This is a genomic window from Mycobacterium sp. ABE4_509 (assembly GCF_056160785.1).
The window spans coordinates 1-15524 of the sequence record NZ_JBSWXU010000124.1; the positions used below are offsets into that span (position 1 = coordinate 1).

Consider the following 15524-nt stretch of genomic DNA (forward strand, 5'->3'; position numbering starts at 1 on the left):
GCCGTGGCCGGCCTGGCGGCGCTGCTCACCCTCGCCGCCGCACGGTCCAAAGGTAAGGCGCTGACCGCGCTCGGGGTGTCGGCGCTGCTGGTGGGGGCGGCGGGGTGGGCCGGCATCGAGGTGGGGGCCGGCTACGTCGACCAAGCGCTGAACCAGACCACCGGTGACATCCGCACCGTCGCCGAGGTCATGGTCGCCCACGCCGAAGACAGCCTGCACCACTGGCTCAACATCACCCTGCTCGCCGGCGGGGCGCTGGTGGTGCTGGGTGTGATCGTGGCCGTCGTGGGTGGCCTGGTGGGTGGGCGAACCCGGTCGTAGCCGGCGCGCAGCGCGGTCCTGGCCGTTGCCGACGCGGTGGCTCTACCATCGGGTATGTCCGTTCCCACGGCGACGCTGTGCCTGACCGTCGACAACCTCGGTCGAGCCCGCGAGATCGGCAACGGCAGCGCGGTCAGGCCCGATCCCGACGAACCCGGCCTCAAGATCGGCCTGCCCAGAGCGCTCGACCTGTTCGCCGAACTCGACGTGACGGCGACCTTCTTCATCGAGGGATGGAACGGGCTGCACCACCCGCAGGCCGTCGAAGCGATAACCGAGGCAGGCCACGAAGTCGGGTTGCACGGCTGGGTCCACGAGAAGTGGGCGGCGCTGGACGACGACCGCCAGGAAATCCTGCTGTGGGACGGTACCGCCGCGCTGCGTCGCGCCGGCGCCGACCCGCGCGGGTTCCGCGCGCCCGGAGGATATCGAGGCAGCCGCACTGCGGCGGTGCTGGCCGATCTCGGCTACCGCTACGACAGCAGCATCGACGAGGACACCGAAGCAGACCCGCTGTCGGTGCGGGTGTTGGACAACGGCATCGTGGTCGTACCTTGGCATTGGGACATGAACGACTACTGGCAGTACCACCTGCATCCTGCCGGGCCGCGCAGCGAAGCCGCGGTGGGCGAGTACTGGTCGCAGGTCCTCGACGGAGTGGCCGAAACCGGTGGCCTCGTCACCTTGACTGTGCACCCGTTCGTCTCGTTCGCCGACGACGCCAGGTTCGGCGTCGTGCGCGCGTTGCTGACCGAGGTCGCCGAGTCGTCGCGCTGGCAGGTGAAGAACGCGGCCGCGCTCGCCGCGGTCGGCTGATCCCGGCGGTCGGCGTTCGCGCTAGGCGTTCTTGGCGACGAAACGGCGCAGCAACGGCCAGCCCGCCGCAACGTTGACCACGACACCGCCGACGAGGTAGGGCCACCAGGTGCCGTGCTCGACCGCGACCCAGAAGGCCTTGGCGGCCCAGTAGGGCGGCAGGACACCGAAAGCGAGATCGGCCGGGGACTCGAGGAACCAAGCCAGGCAGGGTATTCCGGCGATCAGCAGCCCGAGCAGCCGCAGCATCGCAATGCCCTGCACCTTGTTGCTCGCCACAGCGACGATCAGCAGCATCGTCACCACCGACGTCAGGCCGCCGACGAGGCCGATCGGGATCAGCGGCCACACCAGCGTGGCCGGCAGCAGCCCGGACGACGGGATCGTCGCCGCCACATAGACGGTGGTGATGGCGACGACGGTGGTGGCGCGGTAGCCGAAGAAGCTCGTCAGCGACACCGGTGTGACCCGCAGCGCGGTCAGCGTGCCCGCGTCGATCTCGTCGAGCACCAGGAACGCTGCCAGTCCGCCGATGACGGCGATGCTGGTGAGCAGCAGCAGCCCGGTGACCACCACCGGGTAGTAGGGGACCAGGTCGAAGTCGTAGCGGTCGGCCAGGGCGAGCGACAGCCGGGGGACGAGCACCGCGGCGCCCACCGTCCAGATGACCGGTGCGAGCACGATCATCACCAGCAGCGGGTCACGGTAGGTTCCGCGAAGATCGTTGCGGCCGAACGCCGCCCACGCGCGCAGCGGAGGTGTCTTCGGTGTCGCCGGTGTCGTCGTCATCCGACTCCCGACCGCTCGATGACGTAGTGCCCGAACATGCCCTTGGCCAGGCGATAGAGACCTGCCGCACACACCACGGGGTAGATCAGGGCGTACACCAACTGCCACGGGGCGAGGGTGATCTGGTCGAACACCGCGGCGAACAGCAACAGCGGACCCTGGGTCGGAATGAGGTACAGCACAGGGTGCTGCCAGACACCCATCAGATACACCACCGGTAGTCCGAGCAGGGCCAGCGGCCCCACCGCGGACAGGAACCAGTTGCTGACCGAGGCGAACGGCAGCGCGGTCGCGAAACCGGCCAGCAGCATCACCACGGTGCCGAGCACGACGCCGGCCAGCAGCGGCGCCGGGTGGAAGTTCGCGCCATGTGTCGCGATTGCCACGACCACGGCAATGACAAGCGAAATAGCGGTGAGGACAATGATTTTGACCGAAAGGTATTCGCCGAAGCGCAGCGGGCTGCAGATCACGGCGCCCAGCGTGCGCTCCTGGCGTTCGTAGAACACCGAGCCGCCGATGAAGAAGAAGCCGATGACGGTGATGTCGCCGATCAGTATGTACGGTTCGACGATGCTGCGCAGGTGCATCGGCATCGGCAGCAGCACCGCCAGCCACAGCAGGCCGGAGATCAGCGCGGCGTGCACGAATCGCTGCCGGTACTGCAGGGTGGCCTCCAGCCGTAACGCGCTGACCCAGCGCGTCATGCCAGGCTCCGGCCGGTGACGTCGACGAACACCTCGTCGAGGCTGGCCTCGCGGCTGTGGATGGTCTCCACGTGGTGGTCGCGCAGCACCGCGTGGAAGTCCGGATTGTCGGCCAGCCCGTCCATCGGGAACTCGGTGTCCTGCAACCGGCCCTGCGGGCTGCGGTACTCGACGCGGACCAGCCGGCGACTGCGGGCGATCTTGAGCTCGGCGGGTGCGTCGAGAGCGGCCATCCGCCCGTCGACGACGAACGCGACACGGTCGCAGAGCTCGTCGGCGGTGGCCATGTCGTGGGTGGTCAGAAAGACGGTGCGGCCGCGGGCCTTCAGGTCGAGGATCATGTCCTTGATGCGGCGTGCGTTGACCGGGTCCAGTCCCGAGGTCGGCTCATCGAGGAACAGCAGTTCCGGATCGTTGATCAGCGATCGCGCGAACGTCAGCCGCATCTGCATGCCCTTCGAATACCGGCCGACGCGGATGTCGGCCGCCTCGGTCAGGCCGACCGCGTCCAGGAGTTCGTACGGGTCGAGGGTGGGGCCGCCGTAGAGCGCGGCGAAGAACCGCAGGTTCTCCGCGCCGGTCAGCTTCAGGTAGTGGTTGGGCAGCTCGAAGGAGACCCCGATGCGCTGGTAGTAGTCCGGGCCCCAGGACACCGGGTCGCGGCCCCAGACCAGCGCCTGGCCGCCGTGTCCGCGCAGCAGCCCGATCAGCAGCTTCTGCGTGGTGGACTTGCCGGCGCCGCTGGGCCCGAGGAAGCCGAAGATCTCCCCGCGGTCCACGGTGAAGTCCATGCCGCGTACCGCCGGGTCGCTGGTCTTCGGGTAGGTGTACGTCAGCTCGCGGACGTCGATGACGGGTTCGGTGTTCATCTCGAGTCGGCTCGGCCTTCGGTGCGGTTGTGGAGCACGTGCACAGACTGTACTAAACTTTCGGAAAATATTGAAGACTGTCTCCTTGCGGGAGGATTCGACGGTGGTCACGTCGCCCAAGCTGCACGACGTCGCGGAGCGGCTGGCGCTGGTCCTGTCCGGTCAGGGGCTGCAGCGCATGACCGCACGGGTGCTGGCCGCGCTGCTGTTCACCGAGCAGCCCAGTGTGACGATGGCCGAGCTGGCCGAGAGCCTGGATGCCAGCGCCGGGTCGATCTCGGGTGCGCTGAAGACCCTGACATCGGTGGGTCTGATCGAGCAGGTGCCGGTGCCGAGCAGCCGCCGCGACCACTTCCGGCTGCGCCCGGACGCCTGGGCCACGCTCTACACCGGCCAGAACCAGACGATCGGCCTGTTCCTCGATGCCGCCGACGCCGGCATCGCGGCGACCGACCAGGCCAGCCTGGCCCGGGAGAAGTTGACCGAGATGCGTGACTTCTACGCCTTTCTGATGGCCGAGATCCCGGCGGTGCTGGAACGCTGGCACGCCAGCCGCCGCTGAGCAGCCGCTACCCTCGGAACGAGTCGACCTCCGAAAGGCTCTCGTTGTCCACAGACGCCGCCACCGAAATCGATGGACTCGCCGGCTGGACCGTGGACCTGATGGAGCGCCTCGGCGGTCCGGGCGCAGGCCTGGCGATCTTCCTGGAGAACCTGTTCCCGCCGCTGCCCAGCGAAGTGATCCTCCCGGTGGCCGGATTCGCCGCGCGCCTGGGCGAGCTGTCCGTGGTGGAGGCGATCATGTGGACCACCATCGGTTCGGTGGTCGGCGCCTGGGTCATCTATCTGCTGGGAGCGTGGCTCGGCCATGAACGGATGCGCAAGCTGGCGCTTCGCGTTCCGCTGATCGACGCACACGACATCGACAACTCCAAGGCCTGGTTCGCCCGGCACGGCGCCAAAGGCGTGTTCTTCGGCAGGATGCTGCCGCTGGCCCGCAGCTTCATCTCGGTTCCCGCCGGGACCGAGCGGATGAACTTCGCCGTCTTCACGGTGCTCACCACGCTGGGCAGTCTGGTGTGGAACAGCGCGATCACCGCGCCGAGCCGGTGCTCATCGCCGAGGTGAGCCAACCGCGGACGCCGTCCTCGTCGCCGGGATCCCCGCGCCAGGCCAGATGAGCATCCGGTCGCACCAGCATCACCTCGGGACCGTCGTAGGTCAGGGTCGTCACGAACTCGCCGAGACACCCGCGGACCGCCTCGGCGCGGCGGGCCGGCGTCGCGGGCGGACACAGCAGGGCCCAGCGCCCGCCGAGCTCGCGGTGCAGCAGCGTCGCGCTCCCGTCGGGCCGGGAGCACTGCAGATCGGGGATCCGGTCACCGGGCCGGGGCTTGGACCCGCGCCCGCCCAGTGGGCCCTTCCGGTAGCTGACCCACAATTGCGAGGCGGTGTAGGTGGTCCACCGCTGCACCGGCGCCAGGCCGAAGATCTTCGGCGCCAACCGGTCTCGCAGGAACCGGCCGACCGGGTTGGCCGCGACGTTGACCCGGGTGACCGCGCTGGTGCCGCGCAGCACCTCGGTGGCCAGCGGCCGCCGCTCGGCCTCGTAGCTGTCGATCAACGCGTCAGCGGCCAGCCCGCGCGTCACCAGCGCGATCTTGAATGCCAGGTTCTCGGCGTCGCCGATCCCGGTCAGCATGCCCTGGCCGCCGAACGGCGCGTGCGCGTGGGCGGCGTCTCCGGCGATCAGGATCCGGCCCCGCCGATAGCGCTCGGCGAGCCGGCGATGCACGGTGAACATCGACAACCACTCCGCGTCGCCGACCTGCACCCGGCGTCCGCTGCGCTGCGGGATGACCTGGCGCATCCGCTCCAGGGTTTCGCTCTCGCCGGGCTTCGGGGACCCGCCGGGGTCGTAGGCGAACACCCGCCACAGATCGCCGCGGTCGTCGGGCATCGGCATCGCGCCGAGCAACCCGTCGGGGTGGATCCATCCGGTGGTGCCGCCGCGGTCGAGATCCCAGTCGAGGTGCAGGTCGGCCAGTAGCCAGCGTTCGGTGAGCTTGACGCCGGGAAACCCGATGCCGGCCGACGTCCGGGTGGTGCTGGAGGTGCCGTCGCACCCGACCACCCACCGGGCGCGGACTTCGGTGCCGTCGTCGAGTTCGGCGACGGCGCAGTCACCGGTCTCGCCGTCGGCGCGCAGTGCGGCCAACCCGTTGCCCCAGTGCGGGGTCACGTCGAGCTCGGCCAGCCGGGCCCGCAGCGCAGCCTCGACCCTGGCCTGGGAGACCACCATCGGGGGTGCGGCCGTCCGCATCCGGGGGTCGCCGAACTCCAGCGTCACGAGCGGTCGATCACCCAGGTAGTTGGTGATGCGCATGGCGCGCAGCGACTCGTCCGGCAAGGTGCCCAGTGCGCCGATCCGGCCCAGCACCTCCGAGCCGCGGGCATGCAGGAAATTGGCCCGCGACGTCGTCGCCGGCCCGGGCGCACGGTCGGCCACCCGCACGGCCAGGCCGTGCAACCGCAGCGCGCAGGCCAGCGTGAGACCGGTCGGCCCGGCCCCCACCACCAGGACGTCGGTGTCGACCACGGGGTTCAGGGCTCGATCACGTGGGACGGATCGGGCTGCCGGTGCGGCGGGGCCTGGCTGTAGTCCCCCCACGGTCCGTCGCGCTGTTCGACCGCGGCCCGCACCCCCGCGGCGGCGGCGGTGTCGACGAAGCGCAGCGCGTCCGGAGTGTTGCGCATCAGACCGTCGAGGATGCCGCCGAGCGTCTGGGTCGAGGCCAGGCCCATGTTCTCGTAGGCCTGGTTGACGATCAGCTTCTGCGCCTGCAGCTGGCTCAGCGGAATGGTGGCGAGCCGGGCGGCGACCTCGGCCACCCGGGCCTCCAACCGCTCGAACGGCACCGATTCGTTGATCAGCTCGACTGCGGCGGCCTCGGTACCGGTCAGCGGCTCCCCGGTCAGGGAATGCCACTTCACCTTCGCCAGGGACAGCCGGTACAGCCACATGCCGGTCAGGTAGGCGCCCCACATCCTGGCGTACGGCGTGCCGATCACGGCGTCGTCGCTGGCGATCACGATGTCGGCGCACAGCGCGTAGTCGCTGGCCCCGCCGACGCACCAGCCGTGCACCTGCGCGATCACCGGCTTGGACGCGCGCCAGATCGCCATGAACTTGCTCGTCGGGCCGGTCTCGCGAGACGAAACCATCGCGAAGTCCTTGCCCGGGTCCCAGCGCCCCTCGGTGTTCATCGACTCGCCCCAGTGCTCGAAGCCGCCGCCGAAGTCGTACCCGCCGGAGAAGGCACGCCCGGCCCCGCGCAGCACGATCACCTTGACCGCCGGATCCCGCTCGGCCAGTCCGATCGCGGCCTCGATCTCGTCGGGCATCGGCGGCACGATGGTGTTGAGGCGCTCCGGCCGGTTCAGCGTGATGGTGGCTACCGGAGGTTCGGTCCGGTACAGCAGGGTCTCGAAGGTCGGCGACGTCGATGACATGACCAGCAGTGTGCCCGCTGCGCGTCAGCGCCAGCCGCGGAATGCCTCGAGCAGCCCGGCGCGTTACACCCCCGGCGGGGGATCGGGTTCGCGGTGCGGTTCGTAGCCGGACCGGATCTGCCCGCCGATCTTGATGTTGGGGGTCCGGAAGTACGCGAAGCCGACCATCAGGATCAGCGCGGAGGCGGCGAAGGCGACGGCGCTCTGCACATCGGGCAGCCCGCCGAGAACCAGCAGCACCACCCCGACACCGGTTCCGGTCCAGTACACCCGCCGCTTGACCGCCCGCTTGGGTAGCGTCTCGGTGTCCCAGCCGGGGATGGCGGCACCGGCCAGCAGCGCCAGCGCACCCGCGGCCAGCAGGACCGTCGACAGCGTGCTCACTGCGCCGCCGCCAGCACCTGGAACCCGTCGATGATCTCCTGCGCGTCGCGCTGGTAGTCCGGGTCGTCGGGTTCGGTGGTCTGGATCGTCAGCGTAGCCAGATAGGTGGTGTCGCCCTCGGCGACGACCGCATGCATGATCACCGGGCGCTCCGGCGCCATCCCCATTGCCGGAGCGGTGTAATCCGTTGTCTCCGAGGGGAGTCCGCAGGTCATGTTCGCCTCGACGGACAGATCCGATGCGCCCATCATCCGGACCAGGCTATCGCGGTTCTGCTCGAAGATCTCCTCGGGTGACTCGGTGGACCCGCGTGCCGATTCGAGGGTGACCACGGCATTGGTGGAAAAGCCGTCGGAGGTGAGGTCCTCGGCGACGATGGCGAACCGGATGATCTGGCTGTCCATCATCGAGTTGCGCTTCCAGCCCGCCGGCACCGGGATGCGCAGGCGCGGTTCGTCCTCATCGCTCGACGGGATGTCGACCAGCGGCGCATCGACGGTGCGGCAGCTGTCCTGCTGGCCGCCGGCGTCCGCCGGCGCCGCGGCCGGCATTGCCGTCCCGCTGATGTCGCGGGCGCACCCGGTCGCAAGCAGCGCCGTAGCGGTCGCCACCACGAGCGCGGCTCTGAGGGTGATGGACATGTCAGCTCCCGTCGAGTGTCCGCCAAAGGTACTCGTAGACCAGTGCGGCGCGGAAGGCGATCTGCGGATTGTCGGCTGCTCCGGCATGTCCGCCCTCGATGTTCTCGTAGTAGGAGACCCGGTGTCCGGCAGCCTCCAGTGCCGCGGTCATCTTCCTGGCGTGGCCGGGATGGACGCGGTCGTCACGGGTGGACGTGGTGATCAGGACCGGCGGGTAGCGCCGGTCGGTCGAGATGTTCTGGTAGGGGGAGTATTCGGAGATGAACGCCCAGTCCTGCGGGTCATCCGGGTCGCCGTACTCGGCAACCCAGGACGCGCCGGCCAGCAACAGGTGGAACCGGCGCATGTCCAGCAGCGGCACACTGCACACCAGGGCCCCGAACAACTCGGGGTAGCGGGTGAGCATGATGCCCATCAGCAGCCCGCCGTTGCTGCCGCCCTGGGCGCCGAGCTGACCGACGGTGGTGATACCACGGTCGACCAGATCCTTTGCCACCGCGGCGAAGTCCTCTGCCACCAGATGCCGGCCGGCGCGCATCGCCTGGGTGTGCCAGGCCGGTCCGTACTCGCCGCCGCCACGGATGTTGGCCAGCACGTAGGTGCCGCCCCGCGACAGCCACAACCGGCCCAGCACCCCGTCGTAGCCCGGTGTGCGGGCTACCTCGAATCCGCCGTATCCGCCGAGCAGGGTGGGCCCGGGGCCCCGCCGGTTCCGGTGCCCGACCACGAAGTACGGGATCGCCGTGCCGTCGGCGGAGGTGGCGAAGTGCTGGGTGACCTCGAGGTCGGCGGCGTCGAAGAACGACGGTGCGTGCTTGACTTCGGTGAGCTGCCCGCCGGCGGCCCCGTGCAGCAGCCGGGACGGGGTGTCGAAACCGCTGGTGTCCAGGAAGATCTCGGCGCCGAAGCTGTCCGCCGCGACGACCGAGGTGTTGGTGTTGTCGGGCAGGCCGCCGACCGGCTCGGCGGCCCAGGTGCCGGGGGTGAACACCTGGACCCGGCTGGCCACGTCGGCGAGGGTGACGACCACCAGGCGGTCGCGCGTCCAGGCGTAGTGGTGCAGGTAGGTGTGCGCATCCGGAGTGAAGACCACCTGTAATTGTGCTGTGCCGGCGAGGAACTCGTCATAGTCGGCGGCCAGCAGCGCGCCGGCGGGGTAGCTGTCCACGCCGGTCAGCACGGGCCGCTCCCAGTCGGTGCGCAGTTCGATCAGCAGCCAGTTGCGGTGGATCGAGACGCTGGCGTCCGTGGGGGTGTCGAGGCGGATGAGTTCGTCGCCGCGCAGTTCGTAGACCTCTTCGTTGAAGAAGTCCAGCGCCCGGCTGATGACAGTGCGCTCGAACCCGGGGGTGCGGTCCACCGAGGCCGCGACGATGACGTCGCTGGGGGCGCCGCTGAACACCGTCTCGGCCTGGTCGAGCGGCTGTCCGCGCCGCCACCGCTTCACGATCCGCGGGTAGCCCGACTCGGTCAGCGACCCCTCCCCGAAGTCGGTGCCCACCAGCAGGGTGTCCTCGTCGGCCCAGGTGGCCTGCGACTTGGCCTCGGCCAGCTGGAAACCGCCGTCGACGAAGGTGCGGGTCGCCATGTCGAACTCGCGGACCACCGCCGCGTCGGAGCCGCCGGGGGACAGGCTGACCAGCGCCCGGCTGTGGTCGGGTTCGATGACGGTGGCCCCGGCCCACACCCAGTTGCGGTCGTCGGCCCGGGCGAGTTCGTCCACGTCGATGATGACGTCCCAGTCGGGCTGCTCGCTGCGGTAGCTCTCCAGCGTGGTACGCCGCCACAGCCCCTTCTGGTTGCTCGCATCCCGCCAGAAGTTGTAGAGGAATTCGCCGCGGCGGCGCACGTACGGGATCCGGCTGTCGGTGTCGAGCACCTCGAGCGCCTCGGCGCGCATCTGCTCGAAGCGCTCACCGGCGAGCTCGGCCACGGTGGGGTCGTTGTGGTCGCGGACCCAGGCCAGCGCGTCGTCGCCAGTCACGTCCTCGAGCCACAGGTACGGGTCATTCTGCACGTCGGGGGTGTCTGTCACACCCACCATTCTCACCCGTGGCCGAAATGGCATTCCAGCAGGTCCCTACTCGAAGTTTCGCTGCTGGAATGCCATTTCGGCGGGGGGTGGAGGTCAGCTGAGGTGGTGCACCTCGGCCAGCCGGTAGACCGGGGTGTCGATGCCCTCGAAGCGGGCCTTGAGCTGCAGCGCCAGGTACAGCGAATAGTGCCGCGACTGGTGCAGGTTGCCGCCGTGGAACCACAGGTTCGGTTGCCGGGTGGGCTTCCACATGTTGCGCTGCTCGCCCTCCCACGGCCCCGGGTCCTTGGGTGTGTCGCTGCCCAGCCCCCAGACCTTGCCGACCCGGTCGGCGACGTCTTGGCCGATCAGGTCGGCCGCCCAGCCGTTCATCGATCCGTAGCCGGTCGCATAGACCACCAGATCGGCGGGCAGCTCGGTGCCGTCGGCGAGCACCACCGCGTCCTCGGTCAGGCGGTCGACCTGCCCGTGGGCCAGCTTGATCCGGCCGTCGGCGACGAGCTCGCATGCCCCGACGTCGATGTAGTAGCCCGACCCGCGCCGCAGATACTTCATGAACAGGCCGGAACCGTCAGCACCCCAGTCCAATTCGAATCCGGCGGCCTCCAGGCGGTCGTAGAACTCCTTGTCCCGCTCGCGCATCCGGTCATACAGCGGGATCTGGAACTCGTGCATGATCCGGTACGGCAGCGACGCGAACGTCAGATCCGCCTTCTCGGTGGTCATGCCGGCTTCCAGGGCGCGTTCGGAGTAGAGGTCACCCAGGCCGATGTCCATCAACGTGTCCGACTTGACGATGTGGGTCGAGGAGCGCTGAACCATCGTCACGTCCACGCCGTTCTCGTAGAGCGCCTTGCAGATGTCGTGGGCGGAGTTGTTCGAACCGATCACCACGGCTTTCCTGCCGACGTAGGCGTCGGGGCCGGGGTGCGCCGAGGAGTGCTGCTGGTCGCCGCGGAAGACGTCCTGGCCGGGCAGCGTCGGAATGCTGGGCTTCCCGGACATCCCGGTGGCCAGGACGAGCTGGGTGGGATGCAGGGTGATCCGCTCGCCGTCGCGGTCCACCTCGACGGTCCAGGTCTGGGATTGTTCGTCGAAGGAGGCCGACCGGCAGGTGGTCTTCGACCAGTACGGCACCTCCATCACCCGGGTGTAGAACTCCAGCCAGTCGCCGATCTTGTCCTTGGGGGCGAACACCGGCCAGTTCGCCGGGAACGGCAGGTAGGGCAGGTGGTCGTACCAGACCGGGTCGTGCAGGCACAGCGACTTGTACCGGTTGCGCCACTGATCGCCCGGGCGTTCGTGGCGGTCGACGACGATGGCGGGCACCCCGAGCTGACGCAACCGCGCACCGAGCGCGATGCCGCCCTGGCCGCCACCGATCACCAGCGCGTACGGCTGGACGGTGCGGCCCAGCTCGACGTCCTCGGCGGCACGCTTCTCGGCCCAGGAGCGGGGGTCGGGGTCGTCGCCGTGCACCGCGCCGAGTACCCGGGTCGGGCCCTTGTGCTCCTCGTGGCCCGTGAGCTCCTGCAGCGCGGTCAGCAGCGTCCAGGCCCGGTCCTGTCCGTCGTCCTCGTGCCGCAACCGCAGGTGACCGGTGCCGCGGCCGACGCCGGTGTCGAACTCGATGAAGGCGGTCGTCACACCGCCGTCCTCGGTCGGCGTCTCCCGGGTGCGGAACCCGGACGGGTCGGTGCCGGCCAGCCGTGCGGTCAGCATGTCGGCGATCTGGTCGCGGCCCTCCATGGTGGTGATGTTCCAGGTGAACGACACCAGATCGCGCCAGAAGCTGTCGACGGCGAACATCGCGGTGACACGGTCGATGTCGCGTGCGGCCAGCGCCGCGGAGAAGTCGGCCAGCCAGGCGTCGACGCGCTGCTGCGGGGTCACGTCAGGGGTGGTCTGAGGTTCGAGAGTCGATGTCATGTGAGCCACACCACACCCAGGTCCGGGTCGGCGACAAGAGTTGCGAAGCGTTGCAACCCCCTCACGTGCAGGCTGCAACCCCCTGCAACTCTTTTGCGGTGTGTCGGCGGTCACATACAACGATGGGCATGAAAGCAGCCGTCTACTACGGACCGAACAAACTCGAGATCGACGACGTGCCCGAGCCCGCACCCGGCCCGGGCACCGTCAAGCTGCAGGTCGGTTACAACGGCATCTGCGGAACCGACCTGCACGAGTACTACGCGGGGCCGATCTTCGTTCCCACCGAACCGCACCCGCTGACCGGCCAGCAGCTCCCGCTGACCATGGGGCACGAGTTCTCCGGCACCATCACCGCCGTCGGTGACGGTGTCACCGGCTGGAGCGAGGGCGACCGCGTCGTGGTGGAGCCGGTGTACCGGTGCGGGCAGTGCCCCGCGTGCCGGGCCGGCAACTACAACGTGTGCGCCCAGATCGGCTTCCACGGCCTGATGTCCGATGGCGGCATGGCCGAGTTCAGCGTGGTGCCGACCGAGATGCTGCACCGGCTGCCCGACAACGTCGGCCTGGAACTCGGCGCACTGGTCGAACCGATGTCGGTGGCCTATCACGCCGCCACCCTCGGCGAGGTCGGCCCCGGCGACACCGCGATGGTGTTCGGCGCGGGCCCGATCGGCATCGGTCTGTGGTTCGCGCTGCGCGGCAAGGGCCTCGACGACGTCTTCGTCGTCGAACCCGCACCGACCCGGCGCGCGGCCATCGAGGCCCTGGGGGCGGCGACCCTGGACCCGGCCGACATCGACGTAGCCGCCTTCATCGCCGAGCGCACCCGAGGGGCGGGCGCCGACGCGGTGTTCGACGCCGCCGGGGTGACGCCTGCGGTGCAGACGGCACTGGCCTGTGTCGGGTCGCGCAAGCCGATGGTCAGCGTGGCGATCTACGAAAAGCCCTTGGAGACACCACTGCTGAACCTCGTCATGAACGAGTCCCGGATCCAGGGGTCGTTGTGCTACACCGGCGCGGACTTCGAAGCCGTCATCGCGCTGATGGCCGACGGGGCTTACGACACCACCGGCTGGGTGACCCGCATCGCCCTCGACGACGTGATCGACGAGGGGTTCGAGGCGCTGCACGCCGGCACCAAGATGAAGGTTCTGATCGACCCGAACGGAGAGCAGTAGCCATGACAGCGATGACACTGACCGGACAAGTCGCCCTGGTGACCGGCGCGGCACGCGGAATCGGCCGCGGAATCGCGCTGCGGCTGGCCCGTGACGGTGCCGACGTCGCCCTGGTCGACGTGCGCCCCGAGGGGATCAGCTCGGTGGCCGACGAGATCGCCGAGATCGGCTGCAAGGCGGTGACCGTCGTCGCCGACGTGAGCGACCGCGACCAGGTCTTCGCCGCGGTCGACCACGCCGCCACGGCGTTGGGCGGGCTCGACATCATGGTCAACAACGCCGGCATCGCGCTGGTCGGGCCGATCGGTGAGGTGACGCCCGAGCAGGTCGAGAAGCTGTGGGCGATCAACGTCAACGGGGTGCTGTGGGGTATCCAGGCGGCGGTGGCGAAGTTCAAGGAACTGGGCAACCAAGACAAGGGACGCGTCAGCAAGATCATTAATGCCTCGTCGATCGCCGGGCACGACGGGTTCGGCATGCTCGGCGCCTACAGCGCCTCGAAGTTCGCGGTGCGCGCGCTGACCCAGGCCGCGGCCAAGGAACACGCCGCCGACGGCATCACCGTCAACGCCTACTGCCCGGGCGTGGTCGGCACCGAAATGTGGGTGGAGATCGACAAGCGCTTCGCCGAACTGACCGGGGCCGCCGAGGGGGAGACCTACGACACGTTCGTCGGCGGAATCGCGCTCGGCCGGGCCGAGACGCCCGAGGACGTCGCGGGCTTCGTCTCCTACCTGGCCGGCCCGGACGCCGAGTACATGACCGGGCAGTCGGGCCTGATCGACGGTGGACTGGTCTATCGCTGAGATGTCCTGGTGCACCGCCCCGGTGAGGAGCACAATCGAAACAGATGCAAGGTTCGCCCGTGCCTGAACCCGCAGTGGCAGTCGGTGAGGATCCGCGCAGCTATGCGCGGCTGATGTCGGCTGTGTACGACGCGACGATGGCCGGGGACCGGGCTCCGGCGCGGCCCCGTGAGGTCATCGGCGAGAGCTGGCAGCGGATGCTGGCCCGCGGGATGCACAACCGGGCACCGGACCCGCCGCCGGTGGTCGAGACCGGTGCGTTGGAGATGCTGCGCCGGTCCTCCGGGCTGCTCGAGGTGCTCGACGAGATCTCGCACGGTCTGGAGTCTCTGGTGGCCGACGGCGAGAACATCCTCGTCGTCGCCGACGCGCAGGGCCGGGTGTTGTGGCGCAACGGACGGCCGTCGGTACTGCACAACGCCGACCGGTTGGGTTTCGTGGAGGGCGCGAACTGGGGCGAGAGCGCAGTCGGAACCAACGCGATCGGCACCGCCCTGGTGTCCCAGCGCGCCGTGCAGGTGTTCTCCGCCGAGCACTTCCTGCGCAGCCACCACCCGTGGACCTGCGCGGGTGCGCCCATCCGGGATCCGCGGACCGGACAGGTCATCGGTGTCGTCGACGTCTCCGGTCCGGCGCCCACCGTGCACCCCACCACGATCGCCCTGGTCGACGCCGTCGCCCGGCTGGCCGAATCGCACCTGCGCGCCGAGCACGACCGCACGCTGAACCGGCTGCGCGCCTTCGCTGCGCCGATCCTGGCGCGCATCGATGCTCCGGCGCTGGCGGTCGACACCGAGGGATGGGTGGCCGCCGTCGACGCGTTGCCGCTGCACAACCGGATCCTGCTGCCCGACCAGCTGGAGCCCGGCCGGGTGTGGGTGGCGACGCTGGGGATGTGCGCCGTGGAACCGCTGCCCGGGGGTTGGCTGGTCCGCCTGGCCGGGGACGCCGACGAGGGCGCCGGGGATCCGCGGGTGTCGCAGGTGACGCTGGATCTGGCGAACCCCGACCTGCCGTCGTTGTGCCTGACCGGGGAGTTCGGTTCGTGGCGTCACGATCTGTCGCTTCGGCACGCCGAGATCCTGTGCGTGCTGGCGGCCTCGCCGCAGGGCCGCACGGCCCCCCAGCTGGCGGAGGACCTCTACGGTGACCGGTCCCGGGTGGTGACCGTGCGGGTGGAGATGTCGCGGTTGCGCAAGCAGTTCGCCGGGCTGCTGGCAGCCCAGCCCTACCGGTTCGCCGGCTCGGTGACCCTCCAGGTGCGCTACCCCGCGGACCGGCGGCTGTTGCTGCCCCCGTCGACCGCCCCGGCTATCGGGATGCTGCGGGCGACGGTGTCGGGGTCAGAAGGCGAACGCCGTGAAGAACGGCAGGATCGGGACCAGTAGACCGGTGCTCATCCAGAACATGCCGAAGTTCATCGCGAAGTCGTTGAGCGCACCGAGCCGGTAGCGCACGCTGCCCACGGCGCGGTCGTCGTGGCAGCCGCGGACCGGTCGGACCGGGTGCGGGGCCGGGGCGCCCGCCCCGACC

The 15524-nt window shown here is 69.6% G+C and carries 16 protein-coding genes and 1 pseudogene; 7 read left to right on the plus strand and 10 right to left on the minus strand.

Annotation, left to right across the window (positions count from 1 at the left end; translation table 11 throughout):
* Positions 1 to 321, plus strand: a pseudogene (locus ACXAID_RS21555) (hypothetical protein); the annotation flags it as partial.
* Positions 322 to 375: 54 nt separating this feature from the next.
* On the plus strand, positions 376 to 1137 hold the full coding sequence (locus ACXAID_RS21560; RefSeq protein ID WP_475024234.1) for a polysaccharide deacetylase family protein: 762 nt from the start codon (positions 376 to 378) through the stop codon (positions 1135 to 1137).
* 21 nt (positions 1138 to 1158) lie between these two features.
* Here ACXAID_RS21560 and ACXAID_RS21565 read toward each other — a convergent pair whose 3' ends face one another.
* The 3 genes from ACXAID_RS21565 to ACXAID_RS21575 are packed head-to-tail and all read right to left on the minus strand — an operon-like array spanning position 1159 to position 3502.
* Complete coding sequence (locus tag ACXAID_RS21565; RefSeq protein ID WP_475024235.1) at positions 1159 to 1926, minus strand: ABC transporter permease; 768 nt, start codon at positions 1924 to 1926, stop codon at positions 1159 to 1161.
* Positions 1923 to 2633, minus strand: a complete 711-nt coding sequence (locus ACXAID_RS21570; RefSeq protein ID WP_475024236.1) for a fluoroquinolone export ABC transporter permease subunit — start codon at positions 2631 to 2633, stop codon at positions 1923 to 1925. Before ACXAID_RS21570 ends, ACXAID_RS21565 begins: the two co-directional genes overlap by 4 nt.
* The gene (locus ACXAID_RS21575; protein ID WP_475024237.1) at positions 2630 to 3502 is read right to left on the minus strand and encodes an ABC transporter ATP-binding protein; all 873 of its coding nucleotides are present in this window, start codon (positions 3500 to 3502) and stop codon (positions 2630 to 2632) included. The genes ACXAID_RS21570 and ACXAID_RS21575 overlap by 4 nt, the downstream gene beginning before the upstream one ends.
* 121 nt (positions 3503 to 3623) lie before the next feature.
* On the opposite strand from ACXAID_RS21575, the gene ACXAID_RS21580 reads away from it, so the two are divergent.
* Together ACXAID_RS21580 and ACXAID_RS21585 are read left to right on the plus strand one after the other, a co-directional pair.
* Entirely contained in the window at positions 3624 to 4064 is a 441-nt protein-coding gene (locus tag ACXAID_RS21580; protein WP_475024248.1) for a GbsR/MarR family transcriptional regulator, read from the plus strand.
* Between the two features lie 44 nt (positions 4065 to 4108).
* Complete coding sequence (locus tag ACXAID_RS21585; RefSeq protein ID WP_475024238.1) at positions 4109 to 4630, plus strand: DedA family protein; 522 nt, start codon at positions 4109 to 4111, stop codon at positions 4628 to 4630.
* Here the strand turns inward: ACXAID_RS21585 and ACXAID_RS21590 are convergent.
* The 6 genes from ACXAID_RS21590 to ACXAID_RS21615 all read right to left on the minus strand — a co-directional run bounded on the left by ACXAID_RS21590 (position 4596) and on the right by ACXAID_RS21615 (position 12004).
* Positions 4596 to 6101 carry an FAD-dependent monooxygenase gene (locus ACXAID_RS21590; RefSeq protein ID WP_475024239.1) on the minus strand — a complete coding sequence of 502 codons (1506 nt, stop codon included), beginning with the start codon at positions 6099 to 6101 and terminating at the stop codon, positions 4596 to 4598. The genes ACXAID_RS21585 and ACXAID_RS21590 overlap by 35 nt on opposite strands.
* Before the next feature lie 5 nt (positions 6102 to 6106).
* Positions 6107 to 7015 carry a crotonase/enoyl-CoA hydratase family protein gene (locus tag ACXAID_RS21595; RefSeq protein WP_475024240.1) on the minus strand — a complete coding sequence of 303 codons (909 nt, stop codon included), beginning with the start codon at positions 7013 to 7015 and terminating at the stop codon, positions 6107 to 6109.
* Between the two features lie 63 nt (positions 7016 to 7078).
* Complete coding sequence (locus ACXAID_RS21600; protein ID WP_475024241.1) at positions 7079 to 7399, minus strand: hypothetical protein; 321 nt, start codon at positions 7397 to 7399, stop codon at positions 7079 to 7081.
* Positions 7396 to 8040, minus strand: a complete 645-nt coding sequence (locus tag ACXAID_RS21605; RefSeq protein ID WP_475024242.1) for an LpqN/LpqT family lipoprotein — start codon at positions 8038 to 8040, stop codon at positions 7396 to 7398. Before ACXAID_RS21605 ends, ACXAID_RS21600 begins: the two co-directional genes overlap by 4 nt.
* 1 nt (position 8041) lies before the next feature.
* Entirely contained in the window at positions 8042 to 10084 is a 2043-nt protein-coding gene (locus tag ACXAID_RS21610) for a prolyl oligopeptidase family serine peptidase (RefSeq protein ID WP_475024243.1), read from the minus strand.
* A gap of 84 nt (positions 10085 to 10168) precedes the next feature.
* A complete protein-coding gene (locus ACXAID_RS21615) occupies positions 10169 to 12004 on the minus strand; it encodes an NAD(P)-binding domain-containing protein (RefSeq protein WP_475024244.1) in 1836 nt (611 codons plus the stop codon).
* Positions 12005 to 12132: 128 nt separating this feature from the next.
* On the opposite strand from ACXAID_RS21615, the gene ACXAID_RS21620 reads away from it, so the two are divergent.
* From ACXAID_RS21620 to ACXAID_RS21630, 3 genes are read left to right on the plus strand one after another with little or no spacing between them, the layout of a single operon-like run.
* Positions 12133 to 13185, plus strand: coding sequence for a 2,3-butanediol dehydrogenase (locus ACXAID_RS21620; protein ID WP_475024245.1), 1053 nt, complete (start codon positions 12133 to 12135; stop codon positions 13183 to 13185).
* Positions 13186 to 13196: 11 nt separating this feature from the next.
* Positions 13197 to 13991 carry an acetoin reductase gene (locus ACXAID_RS21625; RefSeq protein ID WP_475024249.1) on the plus strand — a complete coding sequence of 265 codons (795 nt, stop codon included), beginning with the start codon at positions 13197 to 13199 and terminating at the stop codon, positions 13989 to 13991.
* A gap of 44 nt (positions 13992 to 14035) precedes the next feature.
* A complete protein-coding gene (locus ACXAID_RS21630) occupies positions 14036 to 15379 on the plus strand; it encodes a helix-turn-helix domain-containing protein (protein WP_475024246.1) in 1344 nt (447 codons plus the stop codon).
* Here the strand turns inward: ACXAID_RS21630 and ACXAID_RS21635 are convergent.
* Positions 15335 to 15524, minus strand: a 190-nt coding sequence (locus ACXAID_RS21635) for a hypothetical protein (RefSeq protein WP_475024247.1), incomplete at its 5' end; no start/stop codon positions are given. The genes ACXAID_RS21630 and ACXAID_RS21635 overlap by 45 nt on opposite strands.

What these genes read in the sequence shown, in the direction of transcription:
- ACXAID_RS21575 (WP_475024237.1), bottom strand. Translation starts at nt 3,502, where the DNA reads ATGAACACCGAACCCGTCATCGACGTCCGCGAGCTGACGTACACCTAC.
- ACXAID_RS21625 (WP_475024249.1), top strand. Translation starts at nt 13,197, where the DNA reads ATGACACTGACCGGACAAGTCGCCCTGGTGACCGGCGCGGCACGCGGA.
- ACXAID_RS21630 (WP_475024246.1), top strand. Translation starts at nt 14,036, where the DNA reads ATGCAAGGTTCGCCCGTGCCTGAACCCGCAGTGGCAGTCGGTGAGGAT.
- ACXAID_RS21620 (WP_475024245.1), top strand. Translation starts at nt 12,133, where the DNA reads ATGAAAGCAGCCGTCTACTACGGACCGAACAAACTCGAGATCGACGAC.
- ACXAID_RS21605 (WP_475024242.1), bottom strand. Translation starts at nt 8,040, where the DNA reads ATGTCCATCACCCTCAGAGCCGCGCTCGTGGTGGCGACCGCTACGGCG.
- ACXAID_RS21595 (WP_475024240.1), bottom strand. Translation starts at nt 7,015, where the DNA reads ATGTCATCGACGTCGCCGACCTTCGAGACCCTGCTGTACCGGACCGAA.
- ACXAID_RS21615 (WP_475024244.1), bottom strand. Translation starts at nt 12,004, where the DNA reads ATGACATCGACTCTCGAACCTCAGACCACCCCTGACGTGACCCCGCAG.
- ACXAID_RS21570 (WP_475024236.1), bottom strand. Translation starts at nt 2,633, where the DNA reads ATGACGCGCTGGGTCAGCGCGTTACGGCTGGAGGCCACCCTGCAGTAC.
- ACXAID_RS21560 (WP_475024234.1), top strand. Translation starts at nt 376, where the DNA reads ATGTCCGTTCCCACGGCGACGCTGTGCCTGACCGTCGACAACCTCGGT.
- ACXAID_RS21610 (WP_475024243.1), bottom strand. Translation starts at nt 10,084, where the DNA reads ATGGTGGGTGTGACAGACACCCCCGACGTGCAGAATGACCCGTACCTG.
- ACXAID_RS21565 (WP_475024235.1), bottom strand. Translation starts at nt 1,926, where the DNA reads ATGACGACGACACCGGCGACACCGAAGACACCTCCGCTGCGCGCGTGG.